This is a genomic window from Pseudonocardia parietis (genome assembly GCF_017876315.1).
Taxonomy (GTDB): domain Bacteria; phylum Actinomycetota; class Actinomycetes; order Mycobacteriales; family Pseudonocardiaceae; genus Pseudonocardia; species Pseudonocardia parietis.
Genome location: NZ_JAGINU010000001.1, coordinates 4,213,552 through 4,233,006 on the forward strand (window position 1 = coordinate 4,213,552; position 19,455 = coordinate 4,233,006).

General features: G+C 72.6%; 18 protein-coding genes and 1 pseudogene. 5 read left to right on the plus strand and 14 right to left on the minus strand.

What is annotated here, in order from left to right; all coding sequences use genetic code 11:
- The first annotated feature begins 26 nt into the window (after positions 1-26).
- Positions 27-1,454, plus strand: coding sequence for an MFS transporter (locus JOF36_RS19895; protein WP_245350908.1), 1,428 nt, complete (start codon positions 27-29; stop codon positions 1,452-1,454).
- 37 nt (positions 1,455-1,491) lie between these two features.
- Here JOF36_RS19895 and JOF36_RS19900 read toward each other — a convergent pair whose 3' ends face one another.
- Positions 1,492-2,226 (minus strand): TSUP family transporter, encoded by a 735-nt coding sequence (locus tag JOF36_RS19900; RefSeq protein WP_210029141.1) that lies wholly within the window; start codon positions 2,224-2,226, stop codon positions 1,492-1,494.
- The gene (locus JOF36_RS19905) at positions 2,223-3,131 is read right to left on the minus strand and encodes an SDR family oxidoreductase (protein WP_210029143.1); all 909 of its coding nucleotides are present in this window, start codon (positions 3,129-3,131) and stop codon (positions 2,223-2,225) included. The genes JOF36_RS19900 and JOF36_RS19905 overlap by 4 nt, the downstream gene beginning before the upstream one ends.
- 48 nt (positions 3,132-3,179) lie before the next feature.
- Between JOF36_RS19905 and JOF36_RS19910 the strand changes: the two genes are divergently transcribed.
- Positions 3,180-3,776 (plus strand): TetR/AcrR family transcriptional regulator, encoded by a 597-nt coding sequence (locus JOF36_RS19910; protein ID WP_210029145.1) that lies wholly within the window; start codon positions 3,180-3,182, stop codon positions 3,774-3,776.
- Here JOF36_RS19910 and JOF36_RS19915 read toward each other — a convergent pair.
- The 4 genes from JOF36_RS19915 to mobA all read right to left on the minus strand — a co-directional run bounded on the left by JOF36_RS19915 (position 3,727) and on the right by mobA (position 9,789).
- Positions 3,727-4,938: a 2Fe-2S iron-sulfur cluster-binding protein gene (locus tag JOF36_RS19915; protein ID WP_245350910.1), complete on the minus strand. Its 1,212-nt coding sequence runs from the start codon at positions 4,936-4,938 to the stop codon at positions 3,727-3,729. The genes JOF36_RS19910 and JOF36_RS19915 overlap by 50 nt on opposite strands.
- Before the next feature lie 49 nt (positions 4,939-4,987).
- Complete coding sequence (locus JOF36_RS19920) at positions 4,988-6,967, minus strand: NAD(P)H-dependent oxidoreductase subunit E (RefSeq protein WP_210029158.1); 1,980 nt, start codon at positions 6,965-6,967, stop codon at positions 4,988-4,990.
- Between the two features lie 3 nt (positions 6,968-6,970).
- Positions 6,971-8,914 carry a molybdopterin oxidoreductase family protein gene (locus JOF36_RS19925; protein WP_210029168.1) on the minus strand — a complete coding sequence of 648 codons (1,944 nt, stop codon included), beginning with the start codon at positions 8,912-8,914 and terminating at the stop codon, positions 6,971-6,973.
- Positions 8,915-8,985: 71 nt separating this feature from the next.
- Positions 8,986-9,789, minus strand: coding sequence for a molybdenum cofactor guanylyltransferase (gene mobA / locus JOF36_RS19930; protein WP_210029170.1), 804 nt, complete (start codon positions 9,787-9,789; stop codon positions 8,986-8,988).
- A gap of 89 nt (positions 9,790-9,878) precedes the next feature.
- Here mobA and fdhD point away from each other — a divergent pair, with 89 nt between their 5' ends.
- Entirely contained in the window at positions 9,879-10,706 is an 828-nt protein-coding gene (fdhD, locus tag JOF36_RS19935; RefSeq protein ID WP_210029172.1) for a formate dehydrogenase accessory sulfurtransferase FdhD, read from the plus strand.
- Positions 10,707-10,838: 132 nt separating this feature from the next.
- Here fdhD and JOF36_RS41405 read toward each other — a convergent pair.
- Positions 10,839-11,657, minus strand: a pseudogene (locus JOF36_RS41405) (DMT family transporter); the annotation flags it as partial.
- A gap of 64 nt (positions 11,658-11,721) precedes the next feature.
- Here JOF36_RS41405 and JOF36_RS19945 point away from each other — a divergent pair.
- Positions 11,722-12,648, plus strand: coding sequence for a LysR family transcriptional regulator (locus JOF36_RS19945; protein WP_210029174.1), 927 nt, complete (start codon positions 11,722-11,724; stop codon positions 12,646-12,648).
- 30 nt (positions 12,649-12,678) lie between these two features.
- Here JOF36_RS19945 and JOF36_RS19950 read toward each other — a convergent pair whose 3' ends face one another.
- Positions 12,679-13,704: an LLM class flavin-dependent oxidoreductase gene (locus tag JOF36_RS19950; RefSeq protein WP_210029176.1), complete on the minus strand. Its 1,026-nt coding sequence runs from the start codon at positions 13,702-13,704 to the stop codon at positions 12,679-12,681.
- 60 nt (positions 13,705-13,764) lie between these two features.
- Positions 13,765-14,202, minus strand: coding sequence for a MarR family winged helix-turn-helix transcriptional regulator (locus tag JOF36_RS19955; RefSeq protein ID WP_210029192.1), 438 nt, complete (start codon positions 14,200-14,202; stop codon positions 13,765-13,767).
- Between the two features lie 85 nt (positions 14,203-14,287).
- Between JOF36_RS19955 and JOF36_RS19960 the strand changes: the two genes are divergently transcribed.
- Positions 14,288-14,926: an SgcJ/EcaC family oxidoreductase gene (locus JOF36_RS19960; protein ID WP_210029201.1), complete on the plus strand. Its 639-nt coding sequence runs from the start codon at positions 14,288-14,290 to the stop codon at positions 14,924-14,926.
- Positions 14,927-14,949: 23 nt separating this feature from the next.
- Here the strand turns inward: JOF36_RS19960 and JOF36_RS19965 are convergent, their stop codons facing one another.
- The 5 genes from JOF36_RS19965 to dop all read right to left on the minus strand — a co-directional run bounded on the left by JOF36_RS19965 (position 14,950) and on the right by dop (position 19,239).
- Positions 14,950-15,384, minus strand: a complete 435-nt coding sequence (locus tag JOF36_RS19965) for an SRPBCC family protein (protein WP_210029204.1) — start codon at positions 15,382-15,384, stop codon at positions 14,950-14,952.
- 65 nt (positions 15,385-15,449) lie between these two features.
- Entirely contained in the window at positions 15,450-16,262 is an 813-nt protein-coding gene (gene prcA / locus JOF36_RS19970) for a proteasome subunit alpha (RefSeq protein ID WP_210029214.1), read from the minus strand.
- Positions 16,263-16,317: 55 nt separating this feature from the next.
- Entirely contained in the window at positions 16,318-17,214 is an 897-nt protein-coding gene (prcB, locus tag JOF36_RS19975) for a proteasome subunit beta (RefSeq protein WP_210029223.1), read from the minus strand.
- Positions 17,215-17,367: 153 nt separating this feature from the next.
- Complete coding sequence (locus JOF36_RS19980) at positions 17,368-17,565, minus strand: ubiquitin-like protein Pup (protein ID WP_010228454.1); 198 nt, start codon at positions 17,563-17,565, stop codon at positions 17,368-17,370.
- Positions 17,566-17,712: 147 nt separating this feature from the next.
- Positions 17,713-19,239: a depupylase/deamidase Dop gene (dop, locus tag JOF36_RS19985; protein ID WP_210029231.1), complete on the minus strand. Its 1,527-nt coding sequence runs from the start codon at positions 19,237-19,239 to the stop codon at positions 17,713-17,715.
- Positions 19,240-19,455 lie beyond the last annotated feature (216 nt).

A 19,455-nucleotide genomic window follows, 5' to 3' on the forward strand; every position in this document is an offset into this window, starting at 1 on the left:
CGCGAACATTCCCGAAGGAGGGGCACATGAACACCACGTCGCCGATGTCGACCATCTGGGTGGTGGCACTGACGTCGGTCGCATCGATGATGGTGGCGCTGGATCTGCTGGTGGTCTCCACCGCGCTGAGCACCATCCGCCGCGACCTGGACACCTCGGTCGAGCTGTTGCAGTGGACGGTCACCGCCTACGGCCTCGCCTTCGCCTGCCTGCTGATGACCGGCGCAGCCCTGGGCGACCGATTCGGCCGTCGCCGGATGTTCACCTGCGGGTTGGCGCTGTTCGCGGTCGCCTCGGCGGCCTGCGCCCTGGCACCCGGCATCGGCTGGCTGATCGCGGCCCGGGCCGTGCAGGGCGCCGGGGCCGCGCTGGTGCTGCCGCTGGCGGTGTCGCTGCTGGTCACCGCGGTGCCACCCGAACGGCGTGGGCGGGCCCTCGGGGTCTTCGAGGGCGTCACCGGCTTGGCCACCATCGCCGGACCTCCGGTCGGCGGGATCCTCGCCCACACGGTGGGCTGGGAGTGGATCTTCTGGATCAACGTGCCGATCGCCGCGGTGATGATCCCGCTGGTGCGCCGGCGGATCCCGGAAAGCCACGGCCCCGACACCGCCATCGACACCCGCGGCCTGCTGCTGATCACCGGCGCAGGGTTCGGACTGGTGTGGGCGCTGGTACGTGGCAACGAGGCCGGCTGGACCAGCCCGGGTGTGCTGGCCGCCCTCGTGATCGGAACCGCGCTGGCCGTGGCCTTCATCTGCTGGGAGCGTCACCACCGTCACCCGATGCTTCCCCTGGGCCTGTTCCGGTCCCGGGCGTTCTCGGCCGGTACCGCCGCCGGCTTCCTGGGCTTCGCCGCGCTCTACGGCTCGGTGTTCTTCCTGGCCCAGTTCATGCAGATCGGGCTCGGCTACACACCACTCGAGGCCGGGGTCCGGCTGATCCCGTGGACCGCGACCCTGCTGGTGATCGCACCGCTGGCGGGGATGCTGGCCGACCGGCTCGGGGACAGGCTCGTGCTGACGGTCGGGCTCGCCCTGCAGGCCGCCGGCCTGGCCTGGCTCGGGCTCATCGCCTCGCCCGATCTGGGTTACGCGACACTGGTCGTGCCGCTGATCGTCGGCGGAGTCGGCGCGTCGATGGCCATCCCGGTCGTCCAGAACACCGTCCTGGGCGGCGTCGCACCCGACGCGCTCGGGAAGGCCTCCGGGGTGAACAACACGACCCAGGAACTCGGCGGTGCGTTCGGAGTCGCGATCCTCGTCGCCGCCTTCACCGCCGTCGGCAGCTACGCCTCCTCCACCACCTTCACCACCGGATTCGCCGCCGCCATCGGGACCTGTGCCGGGCTCGCGGTCGCCGCCGTGATCGCGGCCTGGTTCGTACCGGGCCCGGGACACACCGGTGATCCGCATGCGGCCGGCTCCGGGGCGCCTACTGCCGACGCCGCGAGGTGAGGCACTCTCCCGCCGCCGACCCTTCCCGCTCCCGGCGTCACGTCACCGCCCGGACCAGTACCGCCACCGCCGAGGCCGCGGACACCACCAGCACGGCCCGCCGGAGCAGCGGCGTGCTCACCCGATGCGTGAGCGCGTGCCCGCCGAGCCAGCCGATCACGATCCCGGGCAGCAGCCACAGCACGCCGACGAACGCGTCGGTGGCCGAGGACCGCAGCGGCCCTGCGAGCAGCACGACCAGCGCGACGAGGGCGGTGACCGTGCCGGTCACCGCGACCGTGGCGCGGGCCCGGCGGGGGTCGGACCCGGCGACGAGCAGTGCGATCGGCGGGCCGGTCACCGCCGCCGTCGTCCCCAGTACCGCCGATCCGGCACCGGCGACCGCGCAGGCCGCGGGCCCGGCCCGCACCGTCGTCGGGCCACGCGCCGTCATCAGCACCGCGCCGAGGATCGCCGCGGCGCCGAGCACACCGAGCGCGGCCGGATCCAGCACGGCCAGCAGCCAGGCACCGGCGGCCAGCCCGGGCACCGATCCGGCCAGTGCCCACCGCGTCACGACCGGATCGGTGTACCCCCGCCAGCGCATCGCCACCCCCGCGGAGAGCAGCAGGTTCACCACCATGGCGGGGACCGGCACCAGCCCCGGCCACAGCAGCAGCGCCACCGGAACCAGCAGCAGGTTCACGCCGAACCCGAGCAGGACCTGCACCGCGGTGCCCGCCGCGACCGCCGCCGTCGCCCCGAGCAGGACCGCCGGATCCGGCACGGTCACCGGTACCCGGTGACGTCCGCCGGTCTGCCCGCGTCCTGCACCTCGACGACGTAGCGCCAGGCGTCCGGGCGGGATCCGTCCAGGTCGTCCAGCGCGTAGACCCGGCCCAGCTCGCCCGACGAGGTGGACCGGCCGTTCCAGCGGTGCCGGTCCGGGTCGGCGGCCAGCGCCGCGATCCCGCGGCCCACGAACCGGGGCGTCTCGGAGATCGCGAAGTGCGGTACGCGTTCGCAGGCGTCGCGCCAGGTGTCCTCGGTGACGCCGAAGTGCTCCAACATCATCTCCGAGCGTAGCCAGCCCGGGGTGACGGCGACAGCGGTGCCGCCGTGCGCACGCAGCTCGTGCGCCCAGGACCGGGCGAGCCGGATCGGCGCGATCTTGGCGAGGTCGTAGTACACGTTGAGCCGGTAGTTCTCCGCGTTGTACTCGGCGGTGCCGTCGGTGACCTCGACGACCAGCCCGCCCGGGGTGCGGGAGAGCAGCCGCAGCGCGTGGTGGGCGGTGACCAGGTGGGTGTCGATCGCCAGGCGCAGCGTCCGCAGTCCGTTGGCCAGGTCGTGCTCCCAGACGGGGGTCTCCCACTCGACCATCAGCTCGCCGCCCCAGATGTCGTTCACCAGGACGTCGAGCCGGCCGTGTTCGCCCTCGATGCGGTCGACCAGGGTGGCCACCGCGCCGGGGTCGAGATGGTCGGTGGGGACCGCGATCCCGGTTCCGCCGGCGGCGGTGACCAGGTCGGCGGTGTCCTCGATCGTCTCGGCGCGGTCGTACTCGGAGCGCTGGGCGCGGGTCGTGCGGCCGGTGCAGTAGACGACGGCGCCCGCGGCGCCCAGCTCGACGGCGATGCCCCGTCCGGCACCGCGCGTGGCCCCGGCGACCAGTGCGACCCGATCCGACAGTGTCATGACCCCTCCTCGTTTATGAACGTCTATTCGTTTATATACGATGGGTGGGTGCCTCGCCGCAAGCAGGTTTCCGACACGGACGTTCTGGACGTCGCCCTCGATGTGCTGCACGCCCGCGGCCCGCAGGCGTGCACGTTCGCGGCACTGGCCGAGGCCAGCTCGCTGGCCCCGGCGACGCTGGTGCAGCGGTTCGGAAGCAAGGCCGGCCTGCTGCACCGGGTGCTGCTGCACGCGTGGGACCGGCTGGAGCGACGCACCGCCGAGCTCGGCGCCGGGGTGGAGCGCACCCCCGCCGGCGCGGTCGCGTTCCTGGTCGGGCTCTCCGCGCAGTACGGCGGCGGCATCGACAGCTACGCCGACGCGCTGCTGGTGCTGCGCGAGGACCTCCTCGATCCCGAGGTGCGCCGGCGGGGCACGGCGTGGCGCGGCTCGCTGGTCGACGTCCTCGACGCCTGCCTGGACGCGCGGCGGCCCGGCCTCGGCGAGGTCGTGGCCACCTACTGGCAGGGCATCCTGCTGTGGTGGAGCTTCGACCCGGCCGAGCCGGTGACCGCACACGTCGAGCGGGAGCTGACCCGCTTCGTGGGTACGGTGCTCAGCCCTGCGGCAGGTTCTGGACGTGCTGGAAGCCGAACCGGCCCTTGATGCACAGGTGCCCGTGGGTGACCGAGTGGTCCGACGGGCTGGTCACGTTCACGATCTCGCCCTGCTGCACGTGCAGTTCCAGGTTGCAGCCGACCCCGCAGAACGAGCAGACCGTGGTGGTGACGGTCTCCTCCTCGGGACGCCAGTTCCCGGCCTCGCGCTTGTCGTACTCGGACACCGACTTGAGTGCCCCGGTCGGGCAGACCCCGATGCAGTTGCCGCAGTACACACAGGCCGAGTCGGGCAGTTCCACGTCGTACTCGGTCGCGATGCGGGCGTCGAACCCGCGCCCGGCCGCGGCGATCGCGAAGGTGAACTGGGCGTCGGTGCCGCAGGCGTTGACGCACTTGTAGCACATGATGCACCGCGAGTAGTCCCGCACGTACAGGTCGTTGTCGACCTTGACGGGCTGTTCCACGGTCGCCCGCGTCCGACCATCCGGCGCAGAATGGTGCCCGGCGTGACGCCGTTCCCGCTCCCCGTCCACGGTGGGCGGTGCGGGTGGGCCGTAGCGCTCGGGGTCGACGCCGTACTCGCCCATCCAGCGCTGCACATCACCACTGGCCTCGCTCATGTCCGCCGAGGAGGCCAGCAGCTCCAGCACCATCCGGCGGCTGTGGCGGACCTTGTCGGTGTCGGTCCGCACTTGCATGCCGTCCTCGCAGGTGCGCGCACACGACGGGGCCAGGGTCCGGGCACCCTCGACCTCGACCACACACACCCGGCAGGCGTTGATCGGGTCCATGTTCGGCGCCCAACACAAGGTCGGGGTGTCGGCCTGCTGCGGGGTGCCTTCGCGGTGCAGCGCCTCGAGGATCGTGGACCCTTCGAGGACCCGGGCCTCGGTGCCGTCGAGCGTGACCGAGATGGTGCGCCGGATCTGCCCGAGCATCACCGGCCCCCCGGCGAGGCGTTCGGCCGGTCCGGGTGCCGATCCGGCGGGGTCGGCGACGGTCACACCGACCGCGCCGGCTCCGTTCGCCGGGTGCAGGGCGGTGACGCCCTCCCCGGCCGCGGGGCCGGGGCCCGGCGTCTCGGAGCCGGGTGCGGCGGCGCCGTTCACGACGGCATCGGCTTCCGCTGCCCCGTCGACGTCACCGGCGGCGGGGGCCTGCGAACCGCCGCCCGGACCCGCCGGGCCCTTGCCGCTGGTCGTCGTCATCGCTGCCCCCTCCGTCGTGCATCGGTCGTCGCCGGTCGCGGGCGCCGGGTCACCGGTCGCCCCCGTGGCCGTTCGTGGACGGGTGTCCGTTCGGCGACGCGATCAGTCCCAGGTCGATCGCCGACATCACCGCGGACGGCGCCGTCTGGCCCAGCCCGCAGATCGACGCGTCCCGCATGACCCGGGCGAGGTCGTCGAGGAGCGCGATCTCGGTCTCCCGGGACCCGATGGGGGCGTTGCGCTCCAGCCGGGCCAGCGCTTCCTCCTGACGCACGGTGCCGACCCGGCACGGCACACACTGCCCGCAGGACTCGTCCCGGAAGAACGCCGCGATCCGCCGCAACGTCCCGGTCAGGTCGGCGCGGTCGTCGAACACCAGCACCACACCGGATCCGAGGGTCGCGCCGATGTCGCGGGCGCCCTCCAGAGTGAGCGGGACATCGAGATCACCGGGCATCACGAACCCGCCGGCCGCCCCACCGAGCAGGGCGGTGCGCAGCGTCCCCCGCACCCCGCCCGCCAGGTCCAGCAGCTCGCGCAGCGTCGTCCCGAAGTCCACCTCGTACACCCCGGGCGTCGCCACGGCACCGGAGACACAGAACAACTTCGACCCGGTCGAGCGGCCTGCGCCGACGGAACCGAACGCCCGGCCACCGATGTCGAGGATCTCCAGGACGTTGTAGAGGGTCTCCACGTTGTTGATCGCCGTCGGCTTCCCGAACAGGCCCTTCTGCGCCGGGAACGGCGGCTTGTTCCGCGGCTCCCCCCGGAAGCCCTCGAGGGACTCCAGCAGCGCCGTCTCCTCACCACAAATGTAGGCACCCGCACCGCGGCGCAGCTCGATGTCGAACGCGAAACCCTCACCCATCACATCGCCGCCCAGATAACCCCGGGCCCGAGCAGCGGAGATCGCGTCCTGCAGCCGGCGGGTCGCCAACGGATACTCACCGCGGATGTAGAGATAGCCCACGGTGGCGCCGGTGACGAACCCGGCGACCGTCATCGCCTCGATCAGCCCGAACGGGTCGCCCTCCATCAACACCCGGTCCTTGAACGTGCCGGGTTCGGACTCGTCGGCATTGCACACCAGGTAGTGCGGGCGCTCGGGGGACTGCGCGACGCCCTCCCACTTCACCCCGGTCGGGAACGCCGCACCACCCCGCCCGGTCAACGACGAATCCTTCAACTCCGCGATCACCCGCGACGGACCGAGATCCACCGCCCGCCGCAAAGCCGCATAGCCGCCTCGGAACCGGTAGTCGTCCAGCGAGGACGGGTCGACGACACCGACCCGGCGCAGCAGCCGCAGGCGCTCGCCGGTCCGGGTCTGCGGCGCGCTCACGGTGGTGTCGGCGAAGGCCCGGTCGGCCTCGGCGGCCTGGTCGCCGGTGGTGTCGGCGCGCGTGCGTGCCGTGTCGAGCACCGCGGACGGTGTCGCCGGGGCCTGCGAGAGGTCGGGTTCCCCGGCGCGCTGGTGCAGCACGGCCGGGGCCCGCTCGCACAGGCCCAGACAGGGGCTGCGCACCCAGCAGGCGTCGGCGCCGACCGGCCCGTCCCCGCCGGGCGGGGCGTCCGTGGTGCCGGACGGGGACGCCGGAGCGGCACTCGTGTCGCGGGCGCCGCCTTCGGGACCGAGCGCCGCCGTGAGCTCGGTGATGATCTCCTCACCCCCGTTGGGCCCGCACACGACGTCGTCGCACACGTGCACCACCCGCGGCGCCCGTGGCTCGACGGAGAACATCGCGTAGAAGGTGGCGACGCCGTAGATTTCCGCCGGCGGGACCTGCAGCGTCCGTGCGACGTGGTTGAGCGCCCCCTCGGACAGCCAGCCCTCGGCGTCGTGCACGGCGTGCAGCAGCGGTAGCAGCAGATGGCGGTGGGATCGGGCGGCGTGTCCGGCGTGTACCGCCCGGTTCGGCCGGTCGGCCACCGCCGGCACGGCGGCCGCTGGTGCGAGCAGCGCGAAGGTCGCGTCGACGGCGTCGCGCTCGGCTGTGCTCGGCTCCGCCGTCGACAGATGCAGATCCATTCGCTACTCCCCCGCCACCGGTAGCCCGGCGACCTTCTCGATGCGTACCGCCGTCGCCTTGAACTCCGAGGTCCCGGACTTGGGGTCCCAGGCGTCGTTGGTCAGCGCGTTCACGTCGACCTCCTCGGAGAAGTGCGGCGTGAACGACGCCAGACCCGGCCGCAACGACGGGTCGAGCGCGACCGGCGCCTCCACCGAGCCGCGCCGGGAGCTGACCCGCACCCGTTCGCCGTCGGCGATGCCCATGTGGGCGGCGTCGGCAGCGTCCATCCGCAGCGACTCGCGGCGGCGCATCGGTGAGGCGTAGCCGCCGGTCTGGACACCGGAGTTGTAGGCGTCGAGCAGCCGCACGGTGGTGAGCCGGATCGGGAACTCGTCCGTCAGCTCGTCCACCGGCGCGACGTGCTCGACCGGGGTGAACGGGGCGGGATCGCCGCGTTCCACCGGGTCGTCGGCCCAGAGCCGGGCGTGCATCAGCGGGGTGCCGGGGTGGTCCTCGGCCGGGCACGGCCACTGGATGCCGCCGAGCGCGTCGAGGCGGGCGTAGCTCATGCCGTGGTGCCAGTTCAGCGATACCGATCGCAGTTCGTCCCACACCTGCTCGGCGGTCGGCTCACCCCACGCGTGCCCGAGCCGGTCTGCGATCGCGCAGATGATGTGCGTATCCGGACGGGCCACGCCGGGTGGGTCGAGTGCCTTGCGGACCCGCTGCACCCGTCGTTCGGAGTTGGTGACGGTGCCCTCGTACTCACACCAGTCCGCCGCCGCGGGCAGCACGACGTCGGCCAGCTCGGCGGTCGCGGTCCGGAAGATGTCCTGGACGACCAGGCAGTCCAGCCCCTCCAGCAGGTGCCGGGCGTGCACGGCGTTGGCCTCCGACTCCGCCGGGTTCTCCCCGATGCAGTACAACGCCGACAGGTCGCCGCGCTCCATCGCCTCGAACATCTCCGACAGGTGCATGCCCTTCTCCGGCGGGATCGGCTTACCGCCGTAGACGGCCTGGAACCGGGCCCGCGCCACATCGTCGGCCAGGTCGTAGCCGCCGGGCAGCTTCGACGGGATCGACCCCATGTCGCCGCCGCCCTGAACATTGTTCTGTCCACGCAGCGGCACCAGCCCGGAGCCGTAGCGGCCGACGTGGCCGGTCAGCAACGCCAGGTTGATCAACGCGAAGACGTAGTCCGCCGCGTTGTGGTGCTCGGTGATTCCCAGCGTCCAGCAGATCTGGGCCCGGTCGGCGCGGGCGTAGGCGTGCGCGAGCTCGCGGATCGTGGCGGCCGGGACACCGGTGATCTCTTCGGCGCGTTCCAGGGTGTAGGGCTCGACCGACGCCGCGTAGTCGGAGAACCCGCTGGTGGAACGCTCCACGAACGACCGGTTCACCAGACCGGCATGAATGATCTCCCGCCCCACCGCATTGGCCAGGGCGATGTCGGTACCCACATCCAGGCCCAGCCAGGCATCCGCCCAATGGGCGGTCGAGGTGTGGCGCGGGTCCACCGAGTACATCCGGGCACCCTTACGCAGCCCCTGGAGCACGTGGTGGAAGAAGATCGGGTGCGTCTCGCGGGCATTACTACCCCACAAGATCAGAAGGTCGGCGTTTTCCGCCTCGACATAAGCGGAGGTGCCGCCGCCGGCACCGAACACAGCCGTCAGACCGACGACACTGGGAGCGTGTCAAGTACGGTTACAGCTGTCGACGTTGTTGCTGCCCATCACCGCCCGAGCGAACTTCTGCGCGGTGTAGTTCATTTCGTTGGTGGCCTTGGAGCAGCTGAACAGTCCGAACCGCTCGCCGGGCACATCCCGGAAGCCGGCCGCAGCGCGGTCCAGGGCCTCCTCCCACGAGGCGGGACGCAGTACTCCGTTCTCCCGGACCAGCGGCTCGGTGAGCCGGACGTGGCGGGCGCGGAGCCCACGGCGGGAGCGGGTGGTGCGGGTCATCGTCGACCTCCGGGTGGTGAATCCTGGCGACGACGCCACCGTAGCAAGCCGGAGACCCGAGTCACATGATCTCAGCGCTCGGCCGCCACCTCGTCCCCGGCGACGAGCGGGAACCAGGCCGGGAGGATCCCGTGCGGGGCGACGGTCTCCCCGCACGCCGTCACCGGCACGTCCAGCTGCCCGGCTGTCGCCGCCCACACGGTGCGGGCTCGGTCGCCGTCGTACAGCCTCACCGCGGGCAGCGGACGGGCCAGCGCGGCGGCGTACTCGTCGGGGGTGTTGACGTTGGTCAGCGAGTCCAGCCGCGGGTCGAGCCGGGCCAGTACCGGGTCCGAGCGCAGCGACTCCTCCGGGATCCGGTGCACATCGACGCGGGCGAACAGCGACGGCGGCCTGCCCTGCCCGGCCGCGGTCAGTTCGGCGATCGTGCCGGACAGCCCGGTGCGGTAGGCGGCGGCGAGCGGCTGGTGGTGGCCGTGCGCGACCGGGAGCGCGACGTCGTGGCCGCGCAGCAGATCCAGCACGCGGGCGGCGAAGGCCGGATGCAGCAGCGGCAGGTCGGTCGAGACGACGACGGCGGCCTCCGCCCGGTCCGCGACGGCGCCCAGCCCGACCCCGATCGCCGGCAGCGGCCCGAGACCCGGGACCGGGTCGTCGGACACCTCGGTGCCGGGCGGCAGCGCCGGCAGCGCCTGCCCGTGGGCGCGCACGACGACGACCGGCCCGTCCACCGCCCGTCCCAGGACGGCGACGGCGCGGGTCAGCAGCGGCGCGCCGTGCCAGCCGAGATCGGCCTTGGGCGCCCCCATCCGCGACGACCGGCCGCCGGCCAGGACGATCCCGGCGCCGGGGCGGCGCCCCCCGTACCCACGCACGGCGGTGATCGTAGGCGCCCGGCCCGGCGGGCCTACCCTGGTGGTCCGGCCGCAGGTCCACCTGTCGCGGTCCGGAGGGAGGGGACGTCATGGGACGCCTGACGGTCCGCCGACCGGTGCTGCGGTTGAACTCCGACGGCAGCACGCGGTCGCGTCCGGACACGCTCGTCGCCGAGGAGCCGCTGGAGACCCGGGTCTCGGGTTCGCCGCTGACGGTCACGATGCGCACGCCGGGGCACGACGTCGAGCTCGCGCACGGGTTCCTGCTCACCGAGGGTGTCATCGGGTCCCGCGACGACATCGCCTCGGCCCGCTACTGCGACTCGGTCGACGACGACGGCCGCAACACCTACAACGTCCTCGACGTCGACCTGGCGCCCGGCGTCGCCCCGCCGGACGTCTCGGTCCAGCGGAACTTCTACACGACATCGTCGTGCGGGGTGTGCGGGAAGGCCTCGCTCGACGCCGTCCGGCTCAAGACCCGGCACCCCCCGGCCACCGACCCGCTCCGCATCCGCCGGGAACTGCTGCTCGATCTGCCCGACCGGCTGCGCGAGCGCCAGAAGGTGTTCGGCTCCACCGGCGGCCTGCACGCGGCCGCCCTGTTCGACGACGACGGGGAACTGCTGGTCGCACGGGAGGACGTCGGCCGGCACAACGCCGTCGACAAGGTGCTGGGCCGGATGCTGATGGACGGCCGGATCCCCGCTGCCGGCACGGTGCTGATGGTGTCCGGGCGGGCGTCGTTCGAGCTCGTGCAGAAGGCCGTGATGGCGGGGGTGCCGATGCTGGCGGCGGTGTCGGCGCCGTCGTCGCTGGCGGTGGAGCTGGCCGAGGAGTCCGGGATGACGCTCGTCGGGTTCCTGCGCGGGGCGACGGGCAACGTCTACACCGGTCAGGAACGCATCGAGCTGTAACCGGCCACGGCCGGGCGGTGGCGGTGCAGGAGCCGCCCCCCACCGGCCGGCACCCCGGCCCGACGGGCGGGTGATCCACCCGACGGTCGCGACGACGAGCAGGCAGCCGGCGGCCTGCCACGCGGTCAGCGTCTCACCGAGCACCAGCATGCCGAGCAGGACCGACAGCACCGGGTGGATCAGCAACAGCGCTCCCGCGGTCCCCGCGGAGAGCCCGGCCGCCCCGCGACCGATCAACACCCAGGACACGACCTGCCCTGCTAGCGCCAGCACGATCAGCCACGCCCAGGTCTGCGCGGGCAGTGCCACCTCGATCCCGCTGCCGAGCAGCCCGAAGGCGCCGGTCGTGATCCCGGCCCCGACGGTCGCCAGCGTGACCGGGGTGACCAGGTGGCGCGGGTGCCGCCGCGACGACGACCGGTTGAGGTGCAGGAAACCGGCGTAGGCGATACCGGCCAGCGTCCCGAGCACGGCGCCGCGCACCGGTTCCGGCCCGCCCGCGCCGGCGCCGAGGGCACCGCCGGCCAGCGCGATCCCGCCGAGCAGCACCGGCGCGGCGAGCACCAGCCTGCGCGGCATCCGCTCCCCCACGACCGCCCAGGCGATCAGCGGGAGCGCGAGGACCTGCACGTTGAGCACCACGTTCGCGACCCCGGCGCCGGCGTCGAGCACCGCCTGGGTCCAGAGCAGGAAGTCCGCGCCGAGGAACACCCCGGACAGCAGCGCCCACCCGGCCACCGGCAGCGACACCCCGCCGAGCCGCCGGTGCTCGGCCAGCGCCCACGGGCCGAGGACCAGCAGGGCGAGCACGCACCGCCAGAACGACGCCGTCGCCGGGTCGGTCCCGGCGAGGGCGACGAGGATGCCGGTCCAGGCCAGGACGGCGGCCCCGGCGAGCAGGAGCCCGGCGGAGTTCGGGTCGGTGGTGGCGCGTGCGTTCACAACGACCACGCTCCCCGTCGCGACCGAGAAGATCCAATGAATGTTTCTGCGCTGTACCGCTAAGCTGAGCTATGTGATTACCTGGGAGAGGTTGCGGGTCTTCAGCGCCGTCGCCGAGCACGGTTCGGTCGGCGCGGCCGCCGCGGTGCTGCACATCACCGGCCCGGCCGTCACCCAGCAGCTGCGCAAGCTGGAGCGGGAGACCGGCACCCGGCTGGTCGAGCCGGACGGGCGCGGGATCCGGCTCACCGCCGCCGGGCACATCCTGGCCGGGCACGCGAGGGCCGCCACCGTCGCGGTCTCCGAGGCCGAGCGCGATCTGGCGACGCTGCACGACGACGCCGCCGGCCCGCTGCGGATCGGCTCGGTCGCCAGTGCCCTGCGGGCGCTGCTCCCCGGCGCGCTGCGCGAGCTCATCGCCGAACACCCGCGGCTCGTCCCGACCGTCACCGACGGGGAGGTCGTCGACCTGCTCCCCGCGCTGCGCTCGCGCGACCTCGACGCGGTCCTGCTGGAGAGCTGGACGCAGCGGCCTGCGCGGCTCCCGGCCGGCCTGCGGGTGACCACCCTGGTCACCGAGCCGGTGCTGCTCGCCGTCCCCGACGGACACCCGGCGGGCGCGCACGACCCGGTCGTGCTGCGCGGGCTCGGCGACGAGGTGTGGGCGTCGAGCCCGGTCGGGACGGAGCCGTACGAGGCGCTGCAGCAGCTGCTACGTGCCGGCGGGACCGAGCCCGACGCGCGCTACCTGTTCGGCGACTTCGCCACCCAGCTCGCGATGGTCCGCGCCGGCCTGGCGATCGCGCTGGTGCCCGGGATGGCGGTGGTGGGGCCGGCCGACGGGGTGCGGTTCCTGCGCTGCCGGCCCGCCCTCGGACGGTCGCTGGTGCTCGCGAGCCGAGCCTCCGACGCCGAGCTGCCCGCCCTGCAGGCCCTGGCCGCGACACTGCGCACCGCGGCGGGCCGGGTGCTCGACGCCGCCCCCGACCCGGACGTCTGAGCGCGCCACCCGGTGCGGGCGGGCCCCACCTCAGGCCAGCAGCTCGCGCACCATCGGGATCACCTTCGTGCCGTAGAGCTCGACGGCCTTCAGTCGCGCCGAGACCGGCTGCGGCCCGACGGTGTAGATCAGGTCGAACCGCTGCGCACCGACGGCGCGGATCGAGTCCGCGATCCTGCGCGCGACCGTCTCCGGGGCCCCGACGTGCAGTGCCCCGCCCTCGACGTCGGCCTCGAAGCGGGCCCGCGACATCGGCGGCCAGCCGCGCTGGGCCCCGATCCGGTCCATCTGCGCCTTGTAGGGGCCGAAGAAGATCTCCTTCGCCTCCTCGTCGGTGTCGGCGACGAAGCCGGGCGCATGCATGCCCACGGGCTTCGCGGTGTGCCCGAACTGCGCGACGGCACGGTGGTAGAGATCGACGTAGGGCGCGAAACGTCCCGGCGCACCGCCGATGACCGCCAGCATCAGGCCCAGGTCGTGCCGGGCGGTGCGGACCACCGACTCGGGCGAACCGCCGACGCCGACCCAGACCGGGATCCGGTGCCCGGTCCGCGGGTGGACCTCGACGGCATCGAGCGCGGCCCGGGTGCTGCCCTGCCAGGTCACCGGCTTCTCGTCGAGCAGCCGGACGAACAGGTCGAGCTTCTCCTCGAACAGCACCTCGTAGTCATTCATGGAGTAGCCGAACAACGGGAACGACTCGGTGAACGAGCCCCGGCCGACGATCACCTCGGCACGCCCCTCGGACAGCGCGTCCAGGGTGGCGAAGCGCTGGTAGACCCGCACCGGGTCGTCGGAGCTCAGCACGGTGACGCCGGAGGAGAGCCGGATCCGCGCGGTCCGGGTCGCGATCCCGGCGAGCACCGTCTCCGGCGTCGAGATCGCGTACTCGGGCCGGTGGTGCTCCCCCAGCGCGACGACGTCGACGCCGGCCCCGTCCGCCAGCACCACCTCGTCGACGACCTGGCGCAGGGCCTGCGGGTGGGACAGCAGCACACCCTCGTCGTCGGTCGGCACATCGCCGAAGGTGTCCATCCCGAACACGGTGTCACTCATACGACCTCCTCATTGGTTGACCCTTCAACCATCATGCCAGGAGCCCGGGCAGGGCGGTTCTCAGTCGTTGTCGAGCGCCTCCCGGTACGCCCGCTCGGCCCCTTCGAGGTACCGCTCGAGCCCGGCGCGCTCGACCTCGGACAGCCGACCCAGGATCTCGCCCAGCGGAATCCGTACCCGGTTCAGGTACGACGCCAGACCGTCGGGCAGCGCACCGGTGTGTTCGACGAGGACGCGACGGCGGTCGGCCGGGTCGGCCACCCGCCGGGCGAGCCCGGCCGCCACCAACCGGTCCACCACCCGGGTCGCCGAGCCGGCGGTCAGTCCGAGACGGTCGCCGAGGGCGCCACTGGTCGTCGAACCGTCCAGTTCCAGCAGGCTCGCGGCCTGGTAGTCGGTCGGACCGAGCCCGGAACGCTCCGCCGCGCGCAGATGGAAACGCACCACCGCGGCCAGATATCTGCGGTACAGGTCGGCCGCGGGCCGCTCGTCGGACATCGTGTGACCTCGATTCATTTGCGTGCATGCAACTGCTCCTGGTACACAATTATTGCATACACACAAGCATCTCGGGAGGTCGACCATGAGCACGACAGCAACCCGACCCGCGCACCCCGCCCCACCGCGGCGACGAATCCTGCTTCGAGCCGCACTCGCCACGGCGGCCGTACTCGGCGTGCTCGGCGCCGGTGGATACGCCTGGCTGTCGCTGACCTCCACCCCGCACGTGACCGGGCAGGTGGACTGCCACGCGGCACCGGTGACCGGGCCGGTCGCCCCGGGCGGCGCCGAGCACCGTGCCGTGTGCGCCACGATCGGCTCGTTGACCAGCGCCTGGAACGCCGGCGACGCCGACGCCTACGGGGCGGGGTTCACCCCGGACGCGACCTACACCAGCTGGGTCGGCACCCACTACACCGGCCGGGAGGACATCGTCGAGGGGCACCGGGCGCTGTTCGACGGCGTGCTCGCCGGCACCCGGCTGACCGACCGTTTCCTGTCGGTGCGGTTCGTGCACCCGGACGTCGCCGTCGTCAGCACCCGCGGCGACACCTACGAGGACACCCCGCCGGCGCTCCCGGACAAGGTGCAGACCTACACCGTCGTCCGGGACGGCGCAGCGTGGCGGATCGCGTCGTTCCACAACACCCGGCGCAGCCCGGTCATGGAGCGGATCCAGTTCCTCGTCGACCCGGGCTCGCGGCCGGCCGCGGAACGCTGACCCCTGCTGTCAGGGTTGCCGGTTCAACGCTGCCGGGTGCGCAGGTGGCGCAGCAGGTTCGCGGCGAACCGGTCGCCGGTCCGGTCCAGCGTCGTGCGCATGGTCCGGGTGACCACCGGGGACGCCAGGCGCGACAGCGGCAGGTCGACGTCCACGGTGAGCGAGATCTCCAGCTGCGTGGCCGGGGTGCCGTCGTCCTCCGGCTCGGCGTCGCTGAGCAGATAACAGCCCTCGGCACCCGTCCACTCGGCGGCACCGGCGGGCGGCGTGTGCGTGAAATCGATCCGCTTGCCCTCGGTGAAGGTCATCCGCTCGGTGAACACCGGCTTGATCCCGATCCCGAGGACGGCGAGCTGCACCAGGTGCCAGCGCCAGAACGTGTCACCGCCCTCGGTGGACGCGTCGATCCGGTTCAGCAACGGCGTCAGCCGCGGCAGCAGCACCGGATCGGTGAGCACCCGCCAGACGTCCGCCCGATCGGCGATGATGACCGCTGCGGACTCGGTGGTGGCGCGGAAGTGGGTCAGGACGCGCCGCCCTCGCCGAGCGCACCACCGGCCGCCGGGGTGTCGTCGCCGCCGGCCACGCCGGGCTCGGGCTCGGTGCCACGGTTCTGCGCCGGCAGCAGCTCGGTCAGCGCGGCGCCCTCGATCCGGCGGAACGTGCGGCGCGTGCGGGTGCGGTCGAGCACCGCGACCTCGAGCGCCTCGGCGCTGAGGACCCTCGGTGCCGCATTGGCCCCGTTGCCGGGCGTCGCCGGATCCGCGCCGGGAACCTGCAACCCGCCCAGCGCGACCTCGATCGCCGCACCGAGCTCCAGGCCGCGTTCGTAGGTCTCGCCCAGCTTGGTCGAGATCGGCTCGGTCTGACCGCCCATGACGACGAACCGCGGCTCATCGGTGATCGAGCCGTCGTAGGTGATCCGGTAGAGCTGGTCACCACCCGGCTCGGCCCCGACCTCGCCCACGCACAGCTCCACCTCGAACGGCTTCTGCTGCTCGACGAACGCGGTACCCAGCGCCTGGGCGTAGGCGTTGGCCAGCATCCGGCCGGTGACGTCGCGCCGGTCGTAGGTGAAGCCGCGGAAGTCCGCCATCCGGATGCCGCCGGTGCGCAGGTTCTCGAACTCGTTGTACCGGCCGACCGCGGCGAAACCGATCTTGTCGTAGATCTCGGAGACCTTGTGCAGCGCGGTCGACCGGTTCTCGGCGACGAACAGGACGCCGCCGGCGTAGGTCAGGACGACCACGCTGCGGCCGCGGGCGATGCCCTTGCGGGCGAGCTCCGATCGGTCGCGCAGCAGCTGGTCGACGGAGGAGTAGAACGGCATCGTCATGGGGAGACGCTCCAGGCTCGTGCTCGTGCGGGGGGACGGATCGCGGTACCAGTGCCTAGCGGGGGCCGCCGGGGCGCTCGGTGCGCCCGGCGACGACCTGCTCGACGACAGCGGCGATCTCGTCGTCGCCCCGGCGGACGGCACCGTCCGCGGTGATCCCGACGACCACCGGATAGATCCGGCGCACGGTGTCCGGGCCGCCGGTGGCGGTGTCGTCGTCCGCGGCGTCGTAGAGCGCCTCGAGCGCGGTCCGCACGGCCCCGTCGAGGTCCACGGCCGGGTCGTACAGCTTCTTCAGCGACGACTTCGCGAAGATCGAGCCGGAGCCGACGGCGTGGAACCCGAGCCGCTCGTCGTAACGCCCCCCGGTGGGGTCGTAGGTGACGATGCGACCGGCCTGCGCGGGGTCGGCGACGGCCGTGTCGAAGCCGGCGAACAGCGGCACGACGACGAATCCCTGCATCGCCGCGCCCAGGTTCTGCCGGACCATCCCGGCCAGCCGGTTCGCCTTGCCGTCCAGTGAGAGCTGGACGCCCTCGAGCTTCTCGTAGTTCTCCAGGTCCACGCTGAACAGCCGGACCATCTCCAGCGCGATCCCGGCCGAACCCGCGATGCCGACCGCCGAGTGGGTGTCGGTCACGAAGACCTTCTCGATGTCGCGCTGGGCGATCACGTTCCCCGACGTCGCCCGGCGGTCACCGGCGATGACGACACCACCGGAGAAGGTCAGCGCGACGATCGTGGTGCCGTGCGGCACCCCGAGCGACTCGGCGGCATTGGCGGGGTGGGCCTGGCCGGCGCCCCCCGCCACGACCCCCGCGCCGGGCATCAGGTGCGGTGCGGTGGCCCCCACGAAATCTGAGAACGATCCGGATCCGGTGAGAAACGTGCCGAGCTGACCTGTGTGGTGCCCGGGCACCAGCCCGGGGGTGACCGACGGCCGGAACTCCATCTTCTTCGACGTGCCTCTCGTTCGACTGCGTGCGCCGGCGGTGCCGCCACCGAGCTGCTCTCTGCTGCGGCGGCCGTTCCGGCACGGCCGGGCCCGCTGGTGCGGACCCGGCCGGACGGTACTGCTGTGGACGCGGTGGTGCCCGCTAGGCGGTCACTCGCCGCCCTTCTGGACGTAGGACCGGACGAAGTCCTCCGCGTTCTCCTCGAGCACGTCGTCGATCTCGTCGAGGATGGTGTCGACGTCCTCACCGAGCTTCTCGCGGCGCTCCTGGCCGGATCCGGACTCGTTCTCACCGGACTCGTCGTCGCCGTCGCCACCGCCCTGGCGCTTCGTCTGCTCCTGCGACATGACGTCTCCTCCTCGTCGGTCACATGACCCGCCCGCCCCGGCCCGCACGTTGTCTCCGTGCACCGGGCCGGATCCGGTACGTGTTTCACCCTACCGATCAGCACCGACAAAATCGCCGGTCCGGCGACGGCGGGTCGCCGGGGACGCTCAGTTCGCCGTGAGCTTGTCGACGAGCTCCTCGGCGCTGGACACGGCGTCGAACAGCTCCCCGACGTGCTTGCGGGTCCCGCGCAGCGGTTCCAGCGTCGGGATCCGGACCAGCGACTCCCGGCCCAGGTCGAAGATCACCGAGTCCCAGGACGCGGCCGCCACGTCGGCCGGGTAGCGGCTCATGCAGGTGCCCCGGAAGTACGCGCGGGTGTCCTCGGGCGGCGTGGTCATCGCCGCCATGACCTCCTCCTCGGTGACCAGCCTGCGCATCGAGCCGCGCGTGACGAGCCGGTTGTAGAGCCCCTTGGCCAGGCGCACGTCGGAGTACTGCAGATCGACCATCCCGAGCCGCCCGGACGCCCAGCTCAGGTTGTCCCGCTCGCGGTAGGCCTCCAGCAGCTTGAGCTTGGCCGTCCAGTCCAGCCGGTCCGCGGTGAGCATCGGGTCGCGCTCGAGGTCGGTGAGCACCGACTCCCACTCCTCGACGACCTCGCGGGTGTCGGGGTCCCAGTCCGCACGCTGGTTGCCCATGGTCTGCTCGAGGTGGGCGACGGCGCGCGTCAGGTACTCCTGCTGCAGGTTCAGCGCGGTGAGATGGCGGCCGTCGGCCAGCGGGACCGTCTGGGTCAGGGTGGGGTCGTGGCTGATCCGCGCCACCGACTTCACCGGCTCGGCCAGGCGCAGGTCCTCGAACGAGCGGCCGTGCTCGATCATGTCCAGGACCAGCGCGGTGGTGCCGACCTTGAGCAGCGTCGCGACCTCCGACAGGTTCGCGTCACCGATGATGACGTGCAGCCGCCGGTACTTGTCGGCGTCGGCGTGCGGCTCGTCGCGGGTGTTGATGATGCCGCGCTTGAGCGTGGTCTCCAGGCCGACCTCGACCTCGATGTAGTCCGAGCGCTGGGCGATCTGGTAGCCGGGCTCGTCGCCCTGCTGCCCCAGCCCGACCCGCCCGGAACCGCAGACCACCTGCCGCGACACGAAGAACGGGATCAACCCGCCCACGATCGACGGGAACGTCGTCGTCCGGGCCATCAGGTAGTTCTCGTGCGAGCCGTAGCTCGCGCCCTTGCCGTCGACGTTGTTCTTGTAGAGCTGCATCCGCGGCGCGCCCGGCACCGTGGCCGCCCGGTTCGCGGCCTCGAGCATGATCCGCTCGCCGGCCTTGTCCCAGACCACGACGTCGCGCGGCGTCAGCACCTCCGGCGTGGCGTACTCGGGGTGGGCGTGGTCGACGTAGAACCGGGCACCGTTGGTGAGGATGACGTTGGCCGCACCGAGATCGTCGAGGTCGGTGTCGAGCTGCGGGGCCAGCGACGGCGCCGACAGGTCGAACCCGCGGGCGTCGCGCAGCGGCGACTCGACCTCGTAGTCCCAGCGGGCACGGCGGTTGCGCGGGACGTCCGCGGCGGCGGCGTAGGCGAGCACCACCTGCGTCGAGGTGACGACCGGGTTCGCGGTCGGGTCCCCGGGGACCGCGATGCCGTACTCCACCTCGGTGCCCATGATCCGGTGGGCCGTCATGTCAGGCCCCCTGCGCGAGACTGCATTCACCGAGCCTAACCGCAGCCACCACCACCGCACCCCCGCCGCGCGGCGGTACCGCAGGCGAAACCGGCTGCCGGCCCGCCGGTGCCGTGAGATAGGGTTCCGCGGCCGGCGCACTACCAGTGGGTAACCCATGTCACCCACATCGGTCCCGGCCGGTCGACCACCGGCGGGTCGCGCGACGACACCACG